Here is an 18309-nt window from a genome sequence, read left to right on the forward strand (position 1 = left end):
TAGCGGTGCGCGGAAACGACCGGGCTGCGACACGCGGTCGCAGCCCGTGGCGGTCACATGCCCGAGTAGTTCGGGCCGCCGCCGCCCTGCGGGGTCACCCAGACGATGTTCTGGGTCGGGTCCTTGATGTCGCAGGTCTTGCAGTGCACGCAGTTCTGCGCGTTGATCTGCAGCCGCGCGTTGTCGGCCTCGCCGACGAACTCGTACACGCCGGCCGGGCAGTAGCGTGCTTCCGGGCCGGCGTACTCGGCCAGGTTCACCTTCACCGGAATGCTGGCGTCCTTCAGCGTCAGGTGGCTGGGCTGGTTCTCGTCGTGGTTGGTGCTGCTCAGGAACACCGAGCTGAGGCGGTCGAAGGTCAGCACGCCATCCGGCTTCGGGTAGGCGATGCGGGTGTGCTTGGCCGCCGGCTCCAGGCAGGCGTGGTCCGGGGTGCTGTGGCGCAGGGTCCACGGCGGGTTGCGCACGCCCAGCTTGGGCAGCAGCCACTGCTCGATGCCGGTCATCAGCGTGGCCACGGTCTGGCCCTTCTTGAACCACTGCTTGAAGTTCTTGGCCTGCTGCAGTTCGGTGAACAGCCAGCTGGCTTCGAACGCCTTCGGGTAGGCGTCAAGTTCATCGTGCTGGCGGTCGGCAGCCAGGGCGTCGAAGGCCGCATCGGCGCACAACATGCCGGTCTTGATCGCGGCGTGGCTGCCCTTGATGCGGCTGACGTTGAGGTAGCCGGCCTCGCAGCCGACCAGTGCGCCACCGGGGAACACCGTCTTCGGCAGCGACATCAGGCCACCGGCGGTGATGGCGCGCGCGCCGTAGCCGATGCGGGTGCCACCTTCCAGGTGCTTGCGGATGGACGGGTGGGTCTTGAAGCGCTGGAATTCCTCGAACGGGCTCAGCCACGGGTTCTTGTAGTCCAGGCCGACCACGTAGCCGATGGCAACCTTGCCGCCGTCAGCGTGGTACAGGAACGCGCCGCCATAGGTGTCGTTGTCCATCGGCCAGCCGGCGGCGTGCACCACCAGGCCCGGCTCATGCTTGGCCGGGTCGATCTGCCACAGCTCCTTGATGCCGATGCCGTAGGCCTGCGGGTCCTTGCCTTCGTCCAGCTTGTAACGGGCGATCAGCTGGCGGCCGAGGTGGCCGCGCGCGCCTTCGGCGAAGATCGTGTACTTGGCCTGCAACGCCATGCCACGCTCGAAGGCCGGGCCGATGCTGCCGTCCTTCTCGATACCCATGTCGCCGGTGGCTACGCCGATCACTTCACCGTTGTCGCCATACAGCACCTCGGCGGCGGCGAAGCCGGGAAAGATCGCCACTTCCAGCGCCTCGGCCTGCTGCGCCAGCCAACGGGTCACTTCGCCCAGGCTGATGATGTAGTTGCCTTCGTTGTGGAAGCACTCCGGCAGAAGCGCGTTGGGCGTGCTGCGTGCGCCGGTTTCGCTGAGGAACAGGAATTCGTCGCGGGTGACCTTCTGCTTCAGCGGCGCGCCGCGCTCGGCCCAGTCCGGGAACAGCTCGGTCAGTGCACGCGGGTCCATCACCGCGCCGGACAGCACATGCGCGCCCGGCTCGGAGCCCTTCTCCAGCACGCAGACCGACAGTTCGCGACCGGCTTCGATCGCGCGTTGGCGCAGGCGGATCGCGGTGGCCAGGCCGGCGGGGCCGGCGCCGACGATCACCACGTCGAACTCCATTACTTCACGCGGGGGCAGGGCGTTGGCTTCAGCGCTCATCGATTGCATGACTCGTGGGTAGGGCCGGCATCGGGGCCACCGGCGGTGCCTGGAAATCGCGCGTGCAGCCACGAGCGAAACGGTTGTTTGAATGTGTCAGGGTACCGGGCCGCGCGTGATCGAGCTAGATCGCCGATGTTCACATCCCGATTGCTGCATTGCAGCGTAGTGCCGCCGCTCTGGTGGGTGCCGACCTGGGTCGGCACGCTCTGCCCGGATGACCGACAATGGCCCGGTCCTGACTGCGCGTGAGTGCCATGGCTTTGCATCCGTACGATCTGTTCGATGTCCGTTCCCTGCTCAACGAGGAAGAGCGCGCGGTGCAGGAGAGCGTCGCCCGCTTCACCAACGAGCGGGTGCTGCCGATCATCGGCGATGCCTTTGACCAGGCCCGTTTTCCATCTGAACTGGTGCCGGAGATCGCATCGCTGGGCCTGCTCGGCGCCACCCTGCCGGCCGAATACGGCGGCGGTGGCCTCGGTGCGGTCAGCTACGGCCTGATCTGCCAGGAGCTGGAGCGTGGCGACTCGGGCCTGCGCAGCTTCGTTTCGGTGCAGAGCTCGCTGTGCATGTATCCCATCTACGCCTATGGCAGCGAGGAACAGCGCCAGCAGTGGCTGCCGGCGATGGCGCGCGGCGAACTGATCGGCTGCTTCGGCCTGACCGAGGCGCACGGCGGTTCCGATCCGGCCAGCATGAAGACCCGTGCGGTGCGCGACGGCAGTGACTGGCGGATCAGCGGCAGCAAGATGTGGATCACCAGCGGGCCGGTGGCCGACCTGGCGATCGTCTGGGCGCAGACCGAGGACGGCATCCAGGGCTTCGTGCTGGAGAAGGGCATGGCCGGCTTCACCACCCAGGAAATCAAGCACAAGATGAGCCTGCGCGCGTCGCTGACCGGTGCGCTGTTCTTCGACGACGTGCGCGTGCCCGACAGCCATCGCCTGCCGAACGTGAAGGGCCTGAAGGGGCCGCTGGGCTGCCTGACCCAGGCCCGCTTCGGCATCAGCTGGGGGCCGATCGGGGCGGCCATCGCCTGCCTGGATGAAGCACTGGGCTATGCCAAGGAGCGCGTGCTGTTCGGGCGCCCGTTGGCGGCCACGCAGAGCGCACAGATCAAGCTGGCCGAGATGGCCCGCCGCATCACCACCGCGCAGCTGCTGGCATTGCAGCTGGGGCGGTTGAAGGAAGCGGGCCAGCTGCAGCCGCAGCAGGTCAGCCTGGCCAAGTGGAACAACTGCCGCATGGCGATCGACATCGCCCGCGAGTGTCGCGATCTGCTGGGTGGGGCCGGCATCACCACCGAGCACGTGGCGATCCGCCACGCACTGAACCTGGAATCGGTGATCACCTATGAAGGCACCGAGACCGTGCACCAGCTGGTGATCGGCCGCGAACTGACCGGCATCAACGCGTTCTGAAATCGGGTTGTGGTGGGTGCCAACCTTGGTTGGCACATTCCTTCAGCACCCGGCCAGGCATTTGTGCGGACCAAGGTCCGCACCCACCAAGTGCGGTCCGCATCCACCAGGAGCGGTTCACACCCATCTGAGGCGGTTTACGCGCCGCCGGCAAACCCGTGCTGCCGCCACGCCTCGTACATCACCACCGCCACGGTGTTGGAAAGATTGAGGCTTCGATTGTCCGGCCGCATCGGCAGGCGCAGGCGGGCGCCATCGGGCAAGGCATCGAGTACGTCCTGCGGCAGGCCGCGGCTTTCCGGGCCGAACAGGAACGCATCGCCATCTTCAAAGGCCACGCTGTCATAACGCACGCTGGCCCGGGTACTCAGGGCGAACAGCCGCTTGGGCGCGATCCGCGCCAGCGCGGTGTCCAGGTCCGGGTGCACCTGCAGGCGCGAGTACTCGTGGTAGTCCAGCCCGGCGCGCTTGAGCTGCTTGTCTTCCAGTGCGAAGCCGAGCGGCTCGACCAGGTGCAGCTGCGCGCCGGTGTTGGCGCAGAGACGGATCACATTGCCCGTGTTGGGCGGGATTTCCGGTTGGAACAGGATCACGTGGAACTGGGGCGCGGCATTCATCGGCGCAGTGTACCTGCGACGGCCGCCGCCTTTACGGCGCACGCCCTGCACGGGGCAGGGCGGCACCGGTTACGGGCGCAGCAGGACCTGGGCGGTTTCGCTGGCCAGGGCCTGCAGGTCGGCAGCGCTCGGGCGCACCTGCAGGGCCGGCAGGTTGACGATGACCGAGTGGGCAACGTTGGTAGCGGCGGCGGCCAGGGTGGCGGCGTAGCGCTGGGCTTCCAGTTCGGCGGCCAGGGCGACGCGCTGCTCCAGGCTGGGGCGCACTTCCACCGAGGCCAACGTGGTGATCGGCATCGCGGCGGCGACCGGAGTGGCGGCGTAGCCGTTGCGCTCGGCCAGCTGGTCGGCGCTCGGGCGCACCTCCACGGTGGCCAGGGTCGGGATGCCGCTGGCCTGTTCCCAGGCCTGCTGGGCCAGCTGGTCGGCGGCCGGGCGGACCTGCACGGTGGACAGGGTCTTGATGGATTCGGAGGCCTGCACCGACGAAACAACCGCGGTGCCGGCAATCAGGGCGATGGCGATGGCAATGGTCTTGGCGTTCATGACGGGGCCTGTTTAGTGTTGGTGATCAGTGGTGTGGTAGTAAGGTAGTACACCGATTCTGGGCTTGCAAGGAAAATTTTCGATTTCCTGCATTTGTTCAGTCTTCAGTCATCTTGCGTCTGAAGCCCTTCCTGGCGCAGGAAATACCAAGCAATCCCCGTGCCAACTTTTAGTGATTGATTTGAAAGGCTTTTTCCGATCTGAAAAGTGTCCGCTGGGCGGACACCTGTCCATTCGATGGGCGACGGACACTGTCCGGACGCGGGTTGCCGCCGCATGTGACCTGCCAGAAGGCCGCAGCGAGGGGCCGAAATGGCGCATCAGGGCAAACACCCCCAGTGACTGGCGACCGATTCCTGCCGCTGCGTGCGCACGCTAGGATCGGGGTTCACCTACGTGACCAAGGATCCGGATATGTCTCTCGCCCTTCGCCCGCGCGCTGCATTGCTGGCTGTCGCCCTCAGCACCGCCCTGGGCACGCTTGCGCCCACCCCTGTGCTGGCCGCCAAGCCGGCTGCCCCGGCCAGGGTCGATATCCCGTATGAGCAGTTCACCCTGCCCAACGGCCTGCGGGTGATCGTGCATACCGATCGCAAGGCGCCGATCGTGGCGGTCAACGTCTGGTACCACGTGGGCAGCAAGGACGAACCGGCCGGCCGCACCGGCTTCGCGCACCTGTTCGAACACCTGATGTTCCAGCGCAGCGAAAACCACGACGGCGAGTACTTCGAGCCGTTCAAGCAGGTCGGTGCCACCAACCAGAACGGCACCACCAATACCGATCGCACCAACTACTTCGAGAACGTGCCGACCACCGCGCTGGACATGGCGCTGTGGATGGAATCGGACCGCATGGGCCATCTGGTCGGTGCGATCGACCAGGCGGCGCTGGACGAGCAGCGTGGCGTGGTGCAGAACGAGAAGCGCCAGGGCGAGAACCAGCCCTATGGCCAGGCCTGGGACCAGATCAACAAGGCGCTGTACCCGGTCGGCCACCCGTACCACCACGGTGTGATCGGTTCGATGAACGATCTCAACGCGGCCTCGCTGGACGACGTGAAGACCTGGTTCCGCACCTGGTATGGCCCGAACAATGCAGTGCTGGTGCTGGCCGGTGACATCGACCTGGCCACCGCCAAGGAGAAGGTCGCCAAGTACTTCGGCAGCATCCCGGCCGGTCCGACCATGGCGCAACCGGCGGTGAACGTGGCCAAGCGCAGTGCCGACAGCCGCGAGACGATGACCGACAAGGTGCCGCAGCCACGCATCTACCGCGCCTGGAACGTGCCGCAGGTCGGCACCACCGATATCGATCAGCTGCAGCTGTTCGCGCAGGTACTCGGTGGCGCCAAGTCCTCGCGCCTTAGCCAGCGCCTGCAGCACCAGGACAAGCTGGTGGACAGCATCGGTTCGGGCCTGTCGACCTCGCAGCTGGGCTCCAACTTCGTGATCGTGGCGACCGTGAAGCAGGGCCAGGACCCGGCCAAGGTCGAGAAGATCATCGATGAGGAACTGGACCGGCTGATCAAGCAGGGTCCGACCGCGGCCGAACTTGAACGCGCCAAGACCGGTGCCCGCGCCGGCTTCATCCGCGGCATCGAGCGCATCGGTGGTTTTGGCGGCAAGGCCGACGCGCTGGCCGAGTGCGCCGTGTTCACCGGCGACCCGGGCTGCTTCCGCACGTCGCTGGCCAACATCGACAAGGCCACGGCCGCCGACCTGAGCCGTCTGGGTGCGCAGTGGCTGGACAAGGGCAGCCACACCCTGGTGATCGAGCCGGGTGAGCGCGTGGCGCTGAAGGAAGACCCGAGCCAGACGCCGAAGCCGTTCACCGTGCCGGCGGTGGACCCGAAGTACAGCACCCTGCCCGAGCAGGTGGACCGCAAGGCCGGCGTGCCGCAGACCCGCGAGTTCCCGCAGCTGAAGTTCCCGGCACTGCAGCGCGCCACGCTGAAGAACGGCACCCAGGTGATCCTGGCCGAACGCCATGAAATCCCGGTGGTGCAGTTCAGCTACCAGTTCCCGGGCGGCTTCAGTGCCGACCAGGGCCGCAAGCCGGGCACCGCCAACTTCACCATGAGCCTGATGACCGAAGGCGCCGGCAAGCTGGGTTCGCTGGCCTTCGCCGATGCTGCCGACGCACTGGGCGCCAGCCTGGATGCCTCGGCCGGCCTGGATTCGATGAGCGTGGACCTGTCCGCGCTGAAGGAGAACCTGGCTCCGTCGCTGGCGCTGTACCGCGACCTGCTGCGCGAGCCGCGCTTCGAGCAGGGCGAGATCGACCGGGTCCGGGCGACCTGGATCGCCGGCATTCAGCAGGAGAAGGTCAACCCGGGTGCGGTGGCGATGCGCGTGCTGCCGCCGTTGCTGTACGGCAAGGGCCACCCGTACGCCATTCCGTTCACCGGCAGCGGTGACGAAGCGGCGATCAACGGCCTGACCCGCGAAGACCTGGTCGACTTCCACCACGACTGGCTGCGCCCGCAGAACGGCACCCTGATCGTGGTCGGTGACACCACGCTGGCCGAGATCGTGCCGCTGCTGGACAAGCAGCTGGGCGACTGGAAGGCCAGTGGCGACGCCCCGCAGGTGGAGGCCGCCACCGACGTCGCGCTGCCGAAGGGCCCGCGCGTGTTCCTGATCGACCAGCCGGGTGCGGTGCAGGCCAACCTGTTCGCCGGCCAGGTGGTGTCGCCATCCAGCGCCACCAGCTCGACCCGCTTCGACATCGCCAACGGCGTGATCGGTGGTGACTTCACCTCGCGCCTGAACATGAACCTGCGCGAAGACAAGCACTGGTCGTACGGTGCGCGCAGCAGCGCGGTCAATTCGGTGGGTCAGCGTCCGTGGATGGCCAGTGCGCCGGTGCAGATCGACAAGACCGGCCCGGCGATGGCGGAGATGCGCAAGGAAATCGCCGCGTTCGCCGATGGCAGCAAGCCGGCCACCGCTGCCGAGGTCAACCGCATCCGCAACATCCAGACCCTGAGCCTGCCCGGTGCCTACGAGACCGCCAGCGCGGTGGCGTCGACCATCGGTTCGATCGTGCAGTTCAAGCGTCCGGACGACTATGTGCTGCGCCGCAAGGCCGAAATCGAGGCGATGACCCCGGCGCAGGTGCAGCAGGCCGCGGCCGAGATCAAGCCGCAGGCGCTGACCTGGGTGGTGGTGGGTGACCTCAAGCAGACTGAAGCGGCCGTGCGCGCGCTGAACCTGGGCGAGGTGACGGTGATCGACGCCGAAGGCAACCCGGTCAAGAAATAAGGGATGCGCCTGCCCGCCACGGCGGGCAGGCCTCCCCCGGTAGTGCCGGCCGCTGGCCGGCAACGCCGTGACCCGAAGGCGGGGTCAGAGCCCCCTGCGGGGGATCCGACCCCGAGCCCGGCTACCCCCGATTCAGGCTGTTCAGGCAGAATCCCCCCATACCCTTCCAGGATCTGCCCATGCGCGTTCTGCTGCTTTCCTCCCTGCTGCTCACCGTCACCGCCTGCACCTGGGTGCCGATCGAACCGGCCGGCAAGGCGACCCGCGTGCTGCCGGCAGGCCCGGTTCCGGCCGGCTGCATCGCCAAGGGCGAGGTGGTGGTCACCGTGAAGAGCAAGGTCGGCTTCTACAACCGCAACCCGCTGCGCGTGCAGGAAGAGCTGGAAACCCTGGCCCGCAACGAGGCCCCGAGTGCCGGCGCCAGCGCCGTGCAGGCCGCCGCGGCTCCAGCCGACGGCAGCCAGCGCTTCGCCGCGTTCCAGTGCCCGCCGCGCTGAACGCTTCACCATACGGGCAAGCCTGAATTCGTAAAGATGCGGTGAAAGCCCGGGAGTTATAGAATAGCGCCCCCTTTTGCCTGAGCCTTGGCGCTAACCTCGATGCTCTTCAAGAATGTCTCGATCGCCGGCCTGGCACACGTCGACGCGCCGCATACGCTGACGACCAAGGAAATCAACGAGCGGCTGCAGCCGACGCTGGACCGCCTGGGTATCCGCACCGACGTGCTCGGCGACATCGCCGGCATCCACGCGCGCCGCCTGTGGGACAACGGCGTGCTGGCCTCCGATGCGGCCACCATGGCCGGGCGCAAGGCGCTGGAAGACGCGGGCATCACCGCGACCCAGGTCGGCCTGCTGGTCAACACCTCGGTCAGCCGCGATTACCTGGAGCCGTCCACGGCGTCGATCGTCTCCGGCAACCTTGGCGTCAGCGACGAGTGCATGACCTTCGACGTCGCCAATGCCTGCCTGGCCTTCATCAACGGCATGGATATCGCCGCGCGCATGATCGAGCGCGGCGACATCGACTACGCGCTGGTGGTGGATGGCGAGACCGCCAACCTGGTGTACGAGAAGACCCTGGAGCGCATGACCGCCCCGGACGTCACCGCCGACGATTTCCGCAACGAGCTGGCCGCGCTGACCACCGGTTCGGGCGCCGCCGCGATGGTGATGGCGCGCTCGGAACTGGTGCCGGACGCCCCGCGCTACAAGGGCGGCGTGACCCGCTCGGCCACCGAGTGGAACCAGCTGTGCCTGGGCAACCTGGACCGCATGGTCACCGACACCCGCCTGCTGCTGATCGAAGGCATCAAGCTGGCCCAGAAGACCTTCACCGCCGCCAAGATCGCCTTGGGCTGGGCCGTGGAAGAGCTGGACCAGTTCGTGATCCACCAGGTCAGCCAGCCGCACACCGCTGCGTTCATCAAGAACTTCGGCATCGATCCGAAGAAGGTCATGACCATCTTCGGCGAGCACGGCAACATCGGTCCGGCCTCGGTGCCGATCGTGCTGAGCAAGCTCAAGCAGCTGGGCAAGCTGAAGAAGGGCGATCGCATCGCGCTTCTGGGCATCGGCTCGGGCCTGAACTGCTCGATGGCTGAAGTGGTCTGGTAAGCAGCCCGCTGCCCGACCTCCTGTAGAGCCGAGCCATGCTCGGCTCACGCGCGCAGCGCGGCTCTTCCGCAGCGGACCGGAGAGCAGCCGAACATCGGCTCGGCTCTATACCGCGCCGCGATTCTCCCTAGGTGCTCCGCATGCGCGATCTTCCCGGTTACCCCGCCCACCCGCAGCGTTTCGACGTGCGCCCCGGCCTGTCGATGAACTATCTCGACGAAGGCCCGCGCGACGGCGAAGTGGTGGTGATGGTGCACGGCAATCCGTCGTGGAGCTACTACTGGCGCACGCTGGTGGCCGGCCTGTCGGACAAGTACCGCTGCATCGTGCCGGACCACATCGGCATGGGCCTGTCGGACAAGCCGGACGACAGCCGCTACGAATACACCCTGCAGTCGCGCGTGGACGACCTCGATGCGCTGCTGAAGCACCTGGGCATCACCGGCCCGGTGACCCTGGCCGTGCACGACTGGGGCGGCATGATCGGTTTCGGCTGGGCGCTGTCGCACCACGAGCAGGTGAAGCGCCTGGTGGTGCTCAACACCGCCGCGTTCCCGATGCCGGCGGCGAAGAAGATGCCGTGGCAGATCGCGCTGGGCCGCCACTGGAAGATCGGTGAGTGGATCATCCGCACCTTCAACGCGTTCTCGTCCGGCGCCTCTTGGCTGGGCGTGGAACGGAAGATGCCGGCCGATGTGCGCCGTGCCTATGTGTCGCCGTACAACAGCTACGCCAACCGCATCAGCACCATCCGCTTCATGCAGGACATCCCGCTGTCACCGGCCGACAAGGCCTGGTCGCTGCTGGAGCGCGCCGGCAAGGCGCTGCCGTCGTTCGCCGACCGCCCGGCCTTCCTCGGCTGGGGCCTGCGCGACTTCGTGTTCGACCATCATTTCCTGAAGGGTTTCCAGGCCGCGCTGCCGCAGGCCCAGGTGCATGCCTTCGAGGATGCCGGCCATTACGTGCTGGAAGACAAGCACGACGTGCTGGTGCCGGAAATCCGCGCGTTCCTGGACAAGAACCCGATCTGAGGGGCGTGCCGACCGTTGGTCGGCACACCGGCCGGGTTCATGAGGTTGCCGGCCAGCGGCCGGCACTACCACTACGCGGCCACCGGTGCCTGCGGTGGCGAGGACGGGCTGTTGCCGTTGTCGTCCGGATGGCCGTCATCGTTCCCGGCCTCGTCGCGCCAGCGCCAGTCGGCCAGCGTCAGCGGATCCAGGCCATAGGCGATGCGCGCCTTGTCGCACTGCGGGCTGGCCTTGCCGTACTCCCACGACGCATCCACCTCGCGGCACACGCTGGGCCGGTTGGGGTGGATGGTGCAGCGTGAATACACGCCGATCTGCGCATCCAGCGCCACGCAGCGCACCGGCTTGGAGTGGGTGCCGCGCATGCACAGGCGATGCGGGTCGAGCACCTCGGTGAGCTGGTGCGGCACGCCGCCGGGGGTGACCTCGTCCGATTCCATCCAGTGGAAGGCCACGCGGTACTGGGTGCAGCAGGCGCCGCAGGTCATGCAGGGATGTTGCATGGGCAAGCCGCCTCGGGCGGCAGTCGGAATCAGGAACGAGGGTGCGGATTTTCCACGAAGTGGGCCGCCGCGCAAGAAATTCCGTAAGCGGCGACAATGAACGGATGAACGGACCCTGCAACATTGCGGCCCGCCTGCCTGAACTGGCTCGCGAACGCCCCGACCAGATCGCCATCCGCTGCCCCGGCCGCCGCGGTGCCGGCAATGGCATGGCGGCCTATGACGTGACCCTGGACTACCGCCAGCTGGACGCGCGCAGCGATGCCATGGCGGCCGGCCTGGCCGGCTACGGCATCGGCCGCGGCGTGCGCACGGTGGTGATGGTGCGGCCGTCGCCGGAGTTCTTCCTGTTGATGTTCGCGCTGTTCAAGCTGGGCGCGGTGCCGGTGCTGGTCGACCCGGGCATCGACAGGCGTGCGCTGAAGCAATGCCTGGACGAGGCGCAGCCGGAGGCCTTCATCGGCATCCCGCTGGCGCATGTGGCGCGGCTGGCGCTGCGTTGGGCGCCTTCGGCGACCCGTCTGGTCACTGTCGGCCGCCGCCTCGGCTGGGGTGGAACCACCCTGGCCGCGCTCGAGCGCGCAGGCGCCAACGGTGGGCCGATGCTGGCCGGCACCGATGGCGAGGACATGGCGGCGATCCTGTTCACCAGCGGCTCCACCGGCGTGCCCAAGGGCGTGGTCTACCGTCACCGCCACTTCGTCGGCCAGATCCAGCTGCTGGGCAGCGCGTTCGGCATGGAAGCGGGTGGGGTGGACCTGCCGACCTTCCCGCCGTTCGCGCTGTTCGATCCGGCGCTGGGCCTGACCTCGGTGATCCCGGACATGGACCCGACGCGGCCGGCACAGGCCGATCCGGCGCGACTGCACGACGCCATCCAGCGCTTCGGCGTGACCCAGCTGTTCGGTTCGCCGGCCCTCATGCGCGTGCTGGCCAGGCATGGCCGGCCGCTGCCGACCGTGACCCGGGTGACCTCGGCCGGTGCGCCGGTGCCGCCGGACGTGGTCGCCACCATCCGCCGCCTGCTGCCGGCCGATGCGCAGTTCTGGACCCCGTATGGCGCCACCGAGTGCCTGCCGGTGGCCGTGGTCGAAGGCCGCGAGCTGGAGCGCACCCGCGCCGCCACCGAGGCCGGCGCCGGCACCTGCGTGGGCAGCGTGGTGGAGCCGAACGAGGTGCGCATCATCGCCATCGATGATGCCCCGCTGCCGGACTGGGGGCAGGCACGCGTGCTGGCCACCGGTGAGGTGGGCGAGATCACCGTGGCCGGGCCGACCACCACCGACAGCTATTTCAACCGCCCGCAGGCGACCGCGGCAGCGAAGATCAGCGAAACCCTGGCCGATGGCAGCATCCGCATCGTGCACCGCATGGGCGACGTAGGGTACTTCGATGCACAGGGCCGCCTGTGGTTCTGCGGGCGCAAGACGCAGCGCGTGGAAACCGCACGCGGGCCGCTGTACACCGAGCAGGTCGAGCCGGTGTTCAACACCGTCGCTGGCGTGGCGCGCAGCGCGCTGGTCGGTGTTGGCGCCGCAGGTGCGCAGGTGCCGGTGCTGTGCGTGGAACTGCAGCGTGGCCAGTCCGACAGCCCGGCACTGCAGGAAGCACTGCGCGCTCACGCAGCAGCCCGCGTGCCTGAGGCCGGCCTGCAGCACTTCCTGGTGCATCCGGCCTTCCCCGTCGATATCCGTCACAACGCCAAGATCGGCCGCGAGAAGCTCGCCGTCTGGGCCAGCGCCGAACTGGAGAAGCGCGCATGAAGATCCTGGTCACCGGTGGGGGTGGTTTCCTTGGCCAGGCGCTGTGCCGCGGGCTGGTCGAACGCGGCCACCAGGTGCTGGCGTTCAACCGCAGCCACTACCCGGAACTGCAGGCGATGGGCGTGGGCCAGATCCGTGGCGACCTGGCCGATGCGCAGGCGGTGCTGCATGCGGTGGCTGGCGTCGATGCGGTGTTCCACAACGGCGCCAAGGCCGGCGCGTGGGGCAGCTATGACAGCTACCACCAGGCCAACGTGGTCGGCACCGACAACGTCATCGCCGCATGCCGCGCGCATGGCATCAGCCGGCTGGTCTACACCTCCACGCCCAGCGTGACTCATCGCGCGACCCACCCGGTGGAAGGCCTCGGCGCCGATGAAGTGCCGTACGGCGAGGATTTCCAGGCCCCGTATGCGGCGACCAAGGCGATTGCAGAACAACGCGTGCTGGCGGCCAACGATGCGACGCTGGCGACGGTAGCACTGCGCCCGCGCCTGATCTGGGGGCCGGGCGACCAGCAGCTGGTGCCTCGCCTGGCCGAGCGCGCGCGGCAGGGCCGCCTGCGCCTGGTCGGCGACGGCAACAACAAGGTCGATACCACCTACATCGACAACGCCGCGCTGGCGCACTTCCTCGCCTTCGAAGCCCTGGCACCGGGCGCGGCCTGCGCCGGCAAGGCGTACTTCATCTCCAACGGCGAACCGCTGCCGATGCGCGAGCTGGTCAACAGGCTGCTGGCCGCCGTGGGGGCGCCGACGGTGGACAAGGCGATCAGCTTCAGGACCGCCTACCGCATCGGCGCGGTCTGCGAGCGGCTGTGGCCGTTGCTGCGCCTGCGTGGCGAACCGCCGTTGACCCGTTTCCTGGCCGAGCAGCTGTGTACGCCGCACTGGTACAGCATGGAGCCGGCACGTCGCGATTTCGGCTACGTGCCGCAGGTCAGCATCGAAGAAGGGCTGCGCAGGCTGAAGGCTTCATCTGCCGCATAGATCGCCATCACCGGTTGCACACCGCCAGATCGGGAGGATGGACCCACGCCATCCAACGGCCCGGACATCTGCGAGGAGCGCCATGCTGCATTACGCCGTCATTTTCTTTGTCATCGCCATCATCGCCGCCGTGCTCGGCTTCTCCGGCATTGCCGGTGCTGCCAGCAACATTGCCTGGATCCTGTTCGTTGTGTTCCTGGTACTGGCAGTGATCTCGATGTTCCGCAAGCGCGGGTAGAAGACCGCAGGGTAGTGCCGGCCGCTGGCCGGCCGGCACTGTTTTCTCCGGTGGGTGCCGACCGTTGGTCGGCACGCCCTTCGTCGAGCATGGCTCGACGCTACAGAAGCTGCCTGTCTGCCCCATGGCGCTCCAGCGCCAGTTCAATCAGCCGCGTGATCAGCGTGGTGTAGTCCACGCCGCTGGCACCCCACAACTTCGGGTACATGCTGATGCGGGTGAAGCCCGGCAGCGTGTTGACCTCGTTGATGACGATCTCGCCGTCTGCGGTGAGGAACACATCCACGCGCGCCATGCCGGCACACTCCAGCGCCTGGTAGGCCTGCAGCGCGATCTGCTGGATGCGCGCCTGGGTGGCAGCGTCGATGTCCGCCGGTACCACCACGTCGGCACCGCCTTCGTTGATGTACTTGGTGTCGTAGGCGTAGAACTCGTCGTGCACTACCACTTCACCGCACACGCTGGCCTGCGGCTGCGCGTTGCCCAGCACCGCGCACTCGATTTCACGGCCGACCACCGCCGACTCCACCAGTACCTTGTGGTCATAGCGCAACGCCAGTTCCAGTGCCTCAGCAAAGCCGGCCGCCTCCTTGACCTTGCTTACGCCGACCGATGAACCCTGGTTGGCCGGCTTCACGAACAGCGGCAGGCCCAGCTGGGCGATCACCGCCTCGACATCGACCGCCGCCGCCTGGTGGCGACGGATGCACAGCCACGGCGCCACCTGCAGCCCGGCATCACGCAGCAGGCGCTTGGCCACGTCCTTGTCCATCGCCACCGCCGAGCCCAGCACCGGCGAACCCACGAAGGGCAGGTTGGCCATGCGCAGCAGGCCCTGCAGCGCACCGTCCTCGCCCAGCGGTCCATGCACGATCGGCAACACCACATCGATCTGGCCCAGCACGCTGGTCGCATCGGACGGCTGCAGCTGCGCCTGCTCCGTGCCGGGAAGGACCGCCAGCGACTGCCCGGAACGATGCAGCGCGATGCGCGACGGGTCATCGGCATTGAGCAGGAAGGTGTCAGGCTGGCTCAGATGCCACTGGCCCTGCTTGTCGATGCCGACCAGCACCGGCTCGAAGCGCTCGCGGTCGAGGGCATCGAGGATGTTCTTCGCCGACTGCAGCGAAACTTCGTGCTCGGAGGACCTGCCCCCGAAGATGATGCCGACCCGGGTCCGTGCCATGGCGTTGCGATGTCCTGTGCATTGCGTGGCCGTACAGCATGAACCTTCCGCTGCCACCCAGGTGAGGCACAGATGAACCAGAATTCCATCCACGCATGGCGTGGATCTACCGTGTCGACCAAGGTCGACACCCACCCACAGCAGCAGAAACCTGTCGAAGGCGGGGTGGGTCCGGTTGCGGGGGTGTCCGCGGCATGGATGCCGCGGCCAAGCCCCCAAGGGTGAGGGCGCTTTGCTTGCGAAGCACTGCTTCGCAAGCGCCCGAACGCACAGCCGCCAGCGGCTGGGCCGGACCCCGGAGGGGGGTTTACGGCGTCCCCCGCAACCGGACCCACCCCGCCAACCCACGGACTGCCCGCTGTTGCTTCGGCCGTTGCTCTGGCAGTTGCATCTGCGGGTGCCGGGCGGCAGCCCGGCCCAAGCCCCCCACCCACGCAGGTAGAATGCGCACATGGCTCTCTCCCTGCTCAAGTCCCTCAAGCCGGTCGCTGGCCGCGCCCTGCAGATCGCCCTGAACCGCGCCCTCGCGCTGGATCCGGATACCCGCCATGCGCTGGCCAGCCTCGACGGCCGGCATATCGACCTGACCCTGGAAGCGCCTTCGCTGGCGATGCGCATCAGCGTCGAGGGCGATCAGCTGCGGGTCGGCCCGGTCGACACGCAGGAAGCCGATCTGGCCGTGCGCAGCAGCCTGGCCGGCGTGCTGGCGCAGTTGCCATTGCTGGCCAACGCGCGCCGCGCCGACAGCACCGGCAAGGGCCGCGTGCGCGTGGCCGGCGATGCCGAGCTGGCGCGCCGCCTGCAGCAGCTGGCCAAGGGCTTCGATCCGGACTGGCAGCAGCCGTTCGTCAGCGTGTTCGGCGAGGTGCTGGGCGTGCAGGTGGCCAACACCCTGCGCAGCGCCCTGCAGCACGCGCGCCAGGGCGCGATCGACCTGGCCCATAGCGCTGCCGAGTTCATCACCGAGGAATCGCGTGATGTGGTGCCGCGCGCCGAACTGGATGCCTTCCACGATGACGTTGACGTGCTGCGTGATGACGTCGAGCGGCTGGGCGCGCGCGTGCAGCGCCTGCGGGGTGCCGCATGAAGGCCGTGCTGCGGGCCAGCCGCATCGGCCGGGTGATCCTGCGTTACCGCCTCGACGATCTGCTGCAGGGCACGCCGGCCGAGCGCTGGCTGCGCCTGGCCAAGCCGTTCGTGCCGCGCGCCTCGGCCGATATCGCCGCACAATCGCGCGGCGCGCGCCTGCGCCTGGCGCTGCAGGACCTCGGGCCGATCTTCGTCAAGTTCGGCCAGATCCTGTCGACCCGCCGCGACCTGGTACCGCCCGACGTGGCCAACGAGCTGACCCTGCTGCAGGACCGGGTCAAGCCGTTCGATGGCGATACTGCGCGCCGCATCGTCGAAGAAGCACTCGGCCTGCCGGTGAGCGAGGCGTTTGCCAGCTTCGACACCGAACCGCTGGCTTCGGCCTCGATCGCGCAGGTGCACGCAGCGACGCTCGCCGACGGCCGCCAGGTGGTGGTCAAGGTATTGCGCCCAGGCATCGAAAAGCAGATCGATGCCGACATTGCCCTGCTCAACTCGCTGGCCGCGCTGGTCGAGCGCACCCATCCACGTGCCGACAAGATCCGCCCGCGTGAAGTGGTGGCCGAAGTCGAGAACACCCTGGCTGCCGAACTGGACCTGCAGCGCGAAGGCGCCAATGCCAGCGTGCTGCGCCGCTTCTGGGAAAACAGCGACGATCTGTACGTACCGGAAGTGATCTGGAGCCACACCGCCGAGCGTGCGCTGACCCTGGAACGCGTATGGGGCATTCCGTCCGATGACATCGCCGCGCTGGACAAGGCCGGCATCGACCGCAAGGCGCTGGCCGCCAAGGGCGTGCGGGTGTTCTACACCCAAGTGTTCCGTGACAACTTCTTCCATGCCGACGCGCACGCCGGCAACATCTGGGTCGACACCGATCCGGCGCGCCGTGCCAACCCGCGCTTCATCGCGCTGGACTTCGGCATCATGGGCCAGCTCTCGCAGGAAGATCAGTACTACCTGGCCGAGAACTTCATGGCCATCTTCAACCGAGATTACCGTCGCATCGCCGAACTGCACGTGCAGGCACGCTGGATGCCGGACCACGTGCGCATCGATGATCTGGAAGCGGCGGTGCGTTCGGTATGCGAGCCGTACTTCACCCGCCCGCTGTCGCAGATCTCGCTGGCCGAAGTGCTGATGAAGCTGTTCCGCGTGGCCCAGCGCTACCAGCTGACCCTGCAGCCGCAGCTGATCCTGCTGCAGAAGACCCTGCTGAACATCGAAGGTGTCGGTCGCCAGCTCGATCCTCAGATCGACATCTGGGCAGTGGCCAAGCCGGTGCTGGCGAAGATCCTGCGCGAGCGCTACAGCCCGCGCCGGGTGGTGCGCGAGATCGGCAAGCGCCTGCCGGAAATCATGACCCATGCGCCGGACATGCCGCGCCTGGTACACGCCTGGCTGACCCAGCAGGTGGAAGGCCGCCATGAACTGGCGATGCGCTCGCGCGATCTGGTGGCGCTCGATGCCAGCCTGCAGCGCCTGCAGAAACGCGCGGTGGGTGCGATCACCGGCGTTGGCCTGCTGGCCATCGCGGCGCTGATGTACGTGCTGCAACCGCCGGGCTGGTACTGGGGCGACCTGCCGATGTGGAGCTGGTTGTCCGGTGCGGTTGGCGCGGTGGCGCTGCTGCGCGCGTGGTGGAAGTAGCCACCGTGCTGCAGGCGCTCAAGGACGAGCTGGTGCGCTTCGGTACCGACAACGACGCGCGCGAAACCGAGCGCGGCCGGCGCATGCTCAACATCACGCCGGAGACCGGTGAGTTGCTCTCGGTGCTGGTGCGTTTTGGCCAGGCGCGGCGGGTGCTGGAAATCGGCACGTCCAATGGCTATTCCACGCTGTGGCTGGCCGAGGCCGCCGCGGCCATCGACGGCCATGTGACCACGCTGGAGTTCGCCGAGGACAAGGCGGCGATGGCGCGTGCCACCTTCGCACGCAGCGGCTTGGAGCAGTACATCACCCTGGTCCACGGCGATGCCGGGTCGTGGCTGGCGCAGGCCGACGATGCCAGCGTCGACCTGCTGTTCCTCGATTCGGACCGCGAACAGTACGCCGGCTGGTGGCCGCAGTTGCGGCGCGTGCTGCGGCCCGGTGGCCTGCTGGTGGTGGACAACGCGATCTCGCACGCCGCGCAGATGGAACCGCTGCGCGCCCTGTTGGCTGCCGACGAGGCGTTCAGCACCAGCCTGGTGCCGGTGGGCAATGGCGAGTTGCTGGCGGTGCGCAACGCCTGACTGCCGTGCCGCCCCGCTTGATCCGGTAGTGCCGGCCGCTGGCCGGCAACCGCAGCCATCCGATTGCCCGGAGGCAGCCGGC

General features: G+C 67.7%; 16 protein-coding genes. 11 read left to right on the forward strand and 5 right to left on the reverse strand.

What is annotated here, in order from left to right:
* Window positions 1-53 precede the first annotated feature (53 nt).
* Window positions 54-1730, reverse strand: a complete 1677-nt coding sequence (locus VN11_RS00930) for an electron transfer flavoprotein-ubiquinone oxidoreductase (RefSeq protein WP_053448480.1) — start codon at window positions 1728-1730, stop codon at window positions 54-56.
* A 257-nt stretch (window positions 1731-1987) separates the two neighbouring features.
* Here VN11_RS00930 and VN11_RS00935 point away from each other — a divergent pair, with 257 nt between their 5' ends.
* On the forward strand, window positions 1988-3151 hold the full coding sequence (locus tag VN11_RS00935; RefSeq protein ID WP_053448481.1) for an acyl-CoA dehydrogenase family protein: 1164 nt from the start codon (window positions 1988-1990) through the stop codon (window positions 3149-3151).
* 137 nt (window positions 3152-3288) lie between these two features.
* Here VN11_RS00935 and VN11_RS00940 read toward each other — a convergent pair whose 3' ends face one another.
* Both VN11_RS00940 and VN11_RS00945 read right to left on the reverse strand, forming a co-directional pair.
* Window positions 3289-3768, reverse strand: coding sequence for a tRNA (cytidine(34)-2'-O)-methyltransferase (locus VN11_RS00940; protein ID WP_004153580.1), 480 nt, complete (start codon window positions 3766-3768; stop codon window positions 3289-3291).
* A gap of 69 nt (window positions 3769-3837) precedes the next feature.
* Window positions 3838-4314 carry a hypothetical protein gene (locus VN11_RS00945; RefSeq protein WP_053448482.1) on the reverse strand — a complete coding sequence of 159 codons (477 nt, stop codon included), beginning with the start codon at window positions 4312-4314 and terminating at the stop codon, window positions 3838-3840.
* A 414-nt stretch (window positions 4315-4728) separates the two neighbouring features.
* On the opposite strand from VN11_RS00945, the gene VN11_RS00950 reads away from it, so the two are divergent.
* From VN11_RS00950 to VN11_RS00965, 4 genes are all read left to right on the forward strand, one after another.
* Window positions 4729-7578: a M16 family metallopeptidase gene (locus VN11_RS00950; protein ID WP_053448483.1), complete on the forward strand. Its 2850-nt coding sequence runs from the start codon at window positions 4729-4731 to the stop codon at window positions 7576-7578.
* Between the two features lie 179 nt (window positions 7579-7757).
* Window positions 7758-8075, forward strand: coding sequence for a DUF4156 domain-containing protein (locus VN11_RS00955; protein WP_053448484.1), 318 nt, complete (start codon window positions 7758-7760; stop codon window positions 8073-8075).
* 102 nt (window positions 8076-8177) lie between these two features.
* Complete coding sequence (locus VN11_RS00960; protein ID WP_004153587.1) at window positions 8178-9194, forward strand: 3-oxoacyl-ACP synthase III; 1017 nt, start codon at window positions 8178-8180, stop codon at window positions 9192-9194.
* A gap of 140 nt (window positions 9195-9334) precedes the next feature.
* On the forward strand, window positions 9335-10225 hold the full coding sequence (locus VN11_RS00965) for an alpha/beta fold hydrolase (protein ID WP_053448485.1): 891 nt from the start codon (window positions 9335-9337) through the stop codon (window positions 10223-10225).
* Window positions 10226-10296: 71 nt separating this feature from the next.
* Here the strand turns inward: VN11_RS00965 and VN11_RS00970 are convergent, their stop codons facing one another.
* Window positions 10297-10728 carry a YkgJ family cysteine cluster protein gene (locus VN11_RS00970; RefSeq protein WP_049458121.1) on the reverse strand — a complete coding sequence of 144 codons (432 nt, stop codon included), beginning with the start codon at window positions 10726-10728 and terminating at the stop codon, window positions 10297-10299.
* 104 nt (window positions 10729-10832) lie between these two features.
* Here VN11_RS00970 and oleC point away from each other — a divergent pair, with 104 nt between their 5' ends.
* The 3 genes from oleC to VN11_RS21705 all read left to right on the forward strand — a co-directional run bounded on the left by oleC (window position 10833) and on the right by VN11_RS21705 (window position 13718).
* The gene (gene oleC, locus VN11_RS00975) at window positions 10833-12491 is read left to right on the forward strand and encodes an olefin beta-lactone synthetase (RefSeq protein ID WP_053448486.1); all 1659 of its coding nucleotides are present in this window, start codon (window positions 10833-10835) and stop codon (window positions 12489-12491) included.
* Window positions 12488-13480 (forward strand): 2-alkyl-3-oxoalkanoate reductase, encoded by a 993-nt coding sequence (oleD, locus tag VN11_RS00980; RefSeq protein WP_053448487.1) that lies wholly within the window; start codon window positions 12488-12490, stop codon window positions 13478-13480. The genes oleC and oleD overlap by 4 nt, the downstream gene beginning before the upstream one ends.
* Before the next feature lie 82 nt (window positions 13481-13562).
* Entirely contained in the window at window positions 13563-13718 is a 156-nt protein-coding gene (locus VN11_RS21705) for a DUF1328 domain-containing protein (RefSeq protein ID WP_004153593.1), read from the forward strand.
* A 100-nt stretch (window positions 13719-13818) separates the two neighbouring features.
* Here the strand turns inward: VN11_RS21705 and ddlA are convergent, their stop codons facing one another.
* The gene (gene ddlA, locus VN11_RS00985; RefSeq protein WP_053448488.1) at window positions 13819-14904 is read right to left on the reverse strand and encodes a D-alanine--D-alanine ligase; all 1086 of its coding nucleotides are present in this window, start codon (window positions 14902-14904) and stop codon (window positions 13819-13821) included.
* 451 nt (window positions 14905-15355) lie between these two features.
* Between ddlA and VN11_RS00990 the strand changes: the two genes are divergently transcribed.
* From VN11_RS00990 to VN11_RS01000, 3 genes are read left to right on the forward strand one after another with little or no spacing between them, the layout of a single operon-like run.
* Entirely contained in the window at window positions 15356-15991 is a 636-nt protein-coding gene (locus VN11_RS00990) for a ubiquinone biosynthesis accessory factor UbiJ (protein WP_004153599.1), read from the forward strand.
* A complete protein-coding gene (ubiB, locus tag VN11_RS00995; protein WP_053448489.1) occupies window positions 15988-17643 on the forward strand; it encodes a ubiquinone biosynthesis regulatory protein kinase UbiB in 1656 nt (551 codons plus the stop codon). Before VN11_RS00990 ends, ubiB begins: the two co-directional genes overlap by 4 nt.
* A gap of 5 nt (window positions 17644-17648) precedes the next feature.
* Window positions 17649-18227, forward strand: a complete 579-nt coding sequence (locus tag VN11_RS01000; protein WP_053451222.1) for an O-methyltransferase — start codon at window positions 17649-17651, stop codon at window positions 18225-18227.
* The last annotated feature ends 82 nt before the right edge of the window (window positions 18228-18309 follow it).

Origin of the sequence: Stenotrophomonas maltophilia, assembly GCF_001274595.1 — a bacterium.
GTDB lineage: Bacteria > Pseudomonadota > Gammaproteobacteria > Xanthomonadales > Xanthomonadaceae > Stenotrophomonas > Stenotrophomonas forensis.

What these genes read in the sequence shown, in the direction of transcription:
- VN11_RS00930 (WP_053448480.1), bottom strand. Translation starts at nt 1,730, where the DNA reads ATGAGCGCTGAAGCCAACGCCCTGCCCCCGCGTGAAGTAATGGAGTTC.
- VN11_RS00935 (WP_053448481.1), top strand. Translation starts at nt 1,988, where the DNA reads ATGGCTTTGCATCCGTACGATCTGTTCGATGTCCGTTCCCTGCTCAAC.
- VN11_RS00940 (WP_004153580.1), bottom strand. Translation starts at nt 3,768, where the DNA reads ATGAATGCCGCGCCCCAGTTCCACGTGATCCTGTTCCAACCGGAAATC.
- VN11_RS00945 (WP_053448482.1), bottom strand. Translation starts at nt 4,314, where the DNA reads ATGAACGCCAAGACCATTGCCATCGCCATCGCCCTGATTGCCGGCACC.
- VN11_RS00950 (WP_053448483.1), top strand. Translation starts at nt 4,729, where the DNA reads ATGTCTCTCGCCCTTCGCCCGCGCGCTGCATTGCTGGCTGTCGCCCTC.
- VN11_RS00955 (WP_053448484.1), top strand. Translation starts at nt 7,758, where the DNA reads ATGCGCGTTCTGCTGCTTTCCTCCCTGCTGCTCACCGTCACCGCCTGC.
- VN11_RS00960 (WP_004153587.1), top strand. Translation starts at nt 8,178, where the DNA reads ATGCTCTTCAAGAATGTCTCGATCGCCGGCCTGGCACACGTCGACGCG.
- VN11_RS00965 (WP_053448485.1), top strand. Translation starts at nt 9,335, where the DNA reads ATGCGCGATCTTCCCGGTTACCCCGCCCACCCGCAGCGTTTCGACGTG.
- VN11_RS00970 (WP_049458121.1), bottom strand. Translation starts at nt 10,728, where the DNA reads ATGCAACATCCCTGCATGACCTGCGGCGCCTGCTGCACCCAGTACCGC.
- oleC (WP_053448486.1), top strand. Translation starts at nt 10,833, where the DNA reads ATGAACGGACCCTGCAACATTGCGGCCCGCCTGCCTGAACTGGCTCGC.
- oleD (WP_053448487.1), top strand. Translation starts at nt 12,488, where the DNA reads ATGAAGATCCTGGTCACCGGTGGGGGTGGTTTCCTTGGCCAGGCGCTG.
- VN11_RS21705 (WP_004153593.1), top strand. Translation starts at nt 13,563, where the DNA reads ATGCTGCATTACGCCGTCATTTTCTTTGTCATCGCCATCATCGCCGCC.
- ddlA (WP_053448488.1), bottom strand. Translation starts at nt 14,904, where the DNA reads ATGGCACGGACCCGGGTCGGCATCATCTTCGGGGGCAGGTCCTCCGAG.
- VN11_RS00990 (WP_004153599.1), top strand. Translation starts at nt 15,356, where the DNA reads ATGGCTCTCTCCCTGCTCAAGTCCCTCAAGCCGGTCGCTGGCCGCGCC.
- ubiB (WP_053448489.1), top strand. Translation starts at nt 15,988, where the DNA reads ATGAAGGCCGTGCTGCGGGCCAGCCGCATCGGCCGGGTGATCCTGCGT.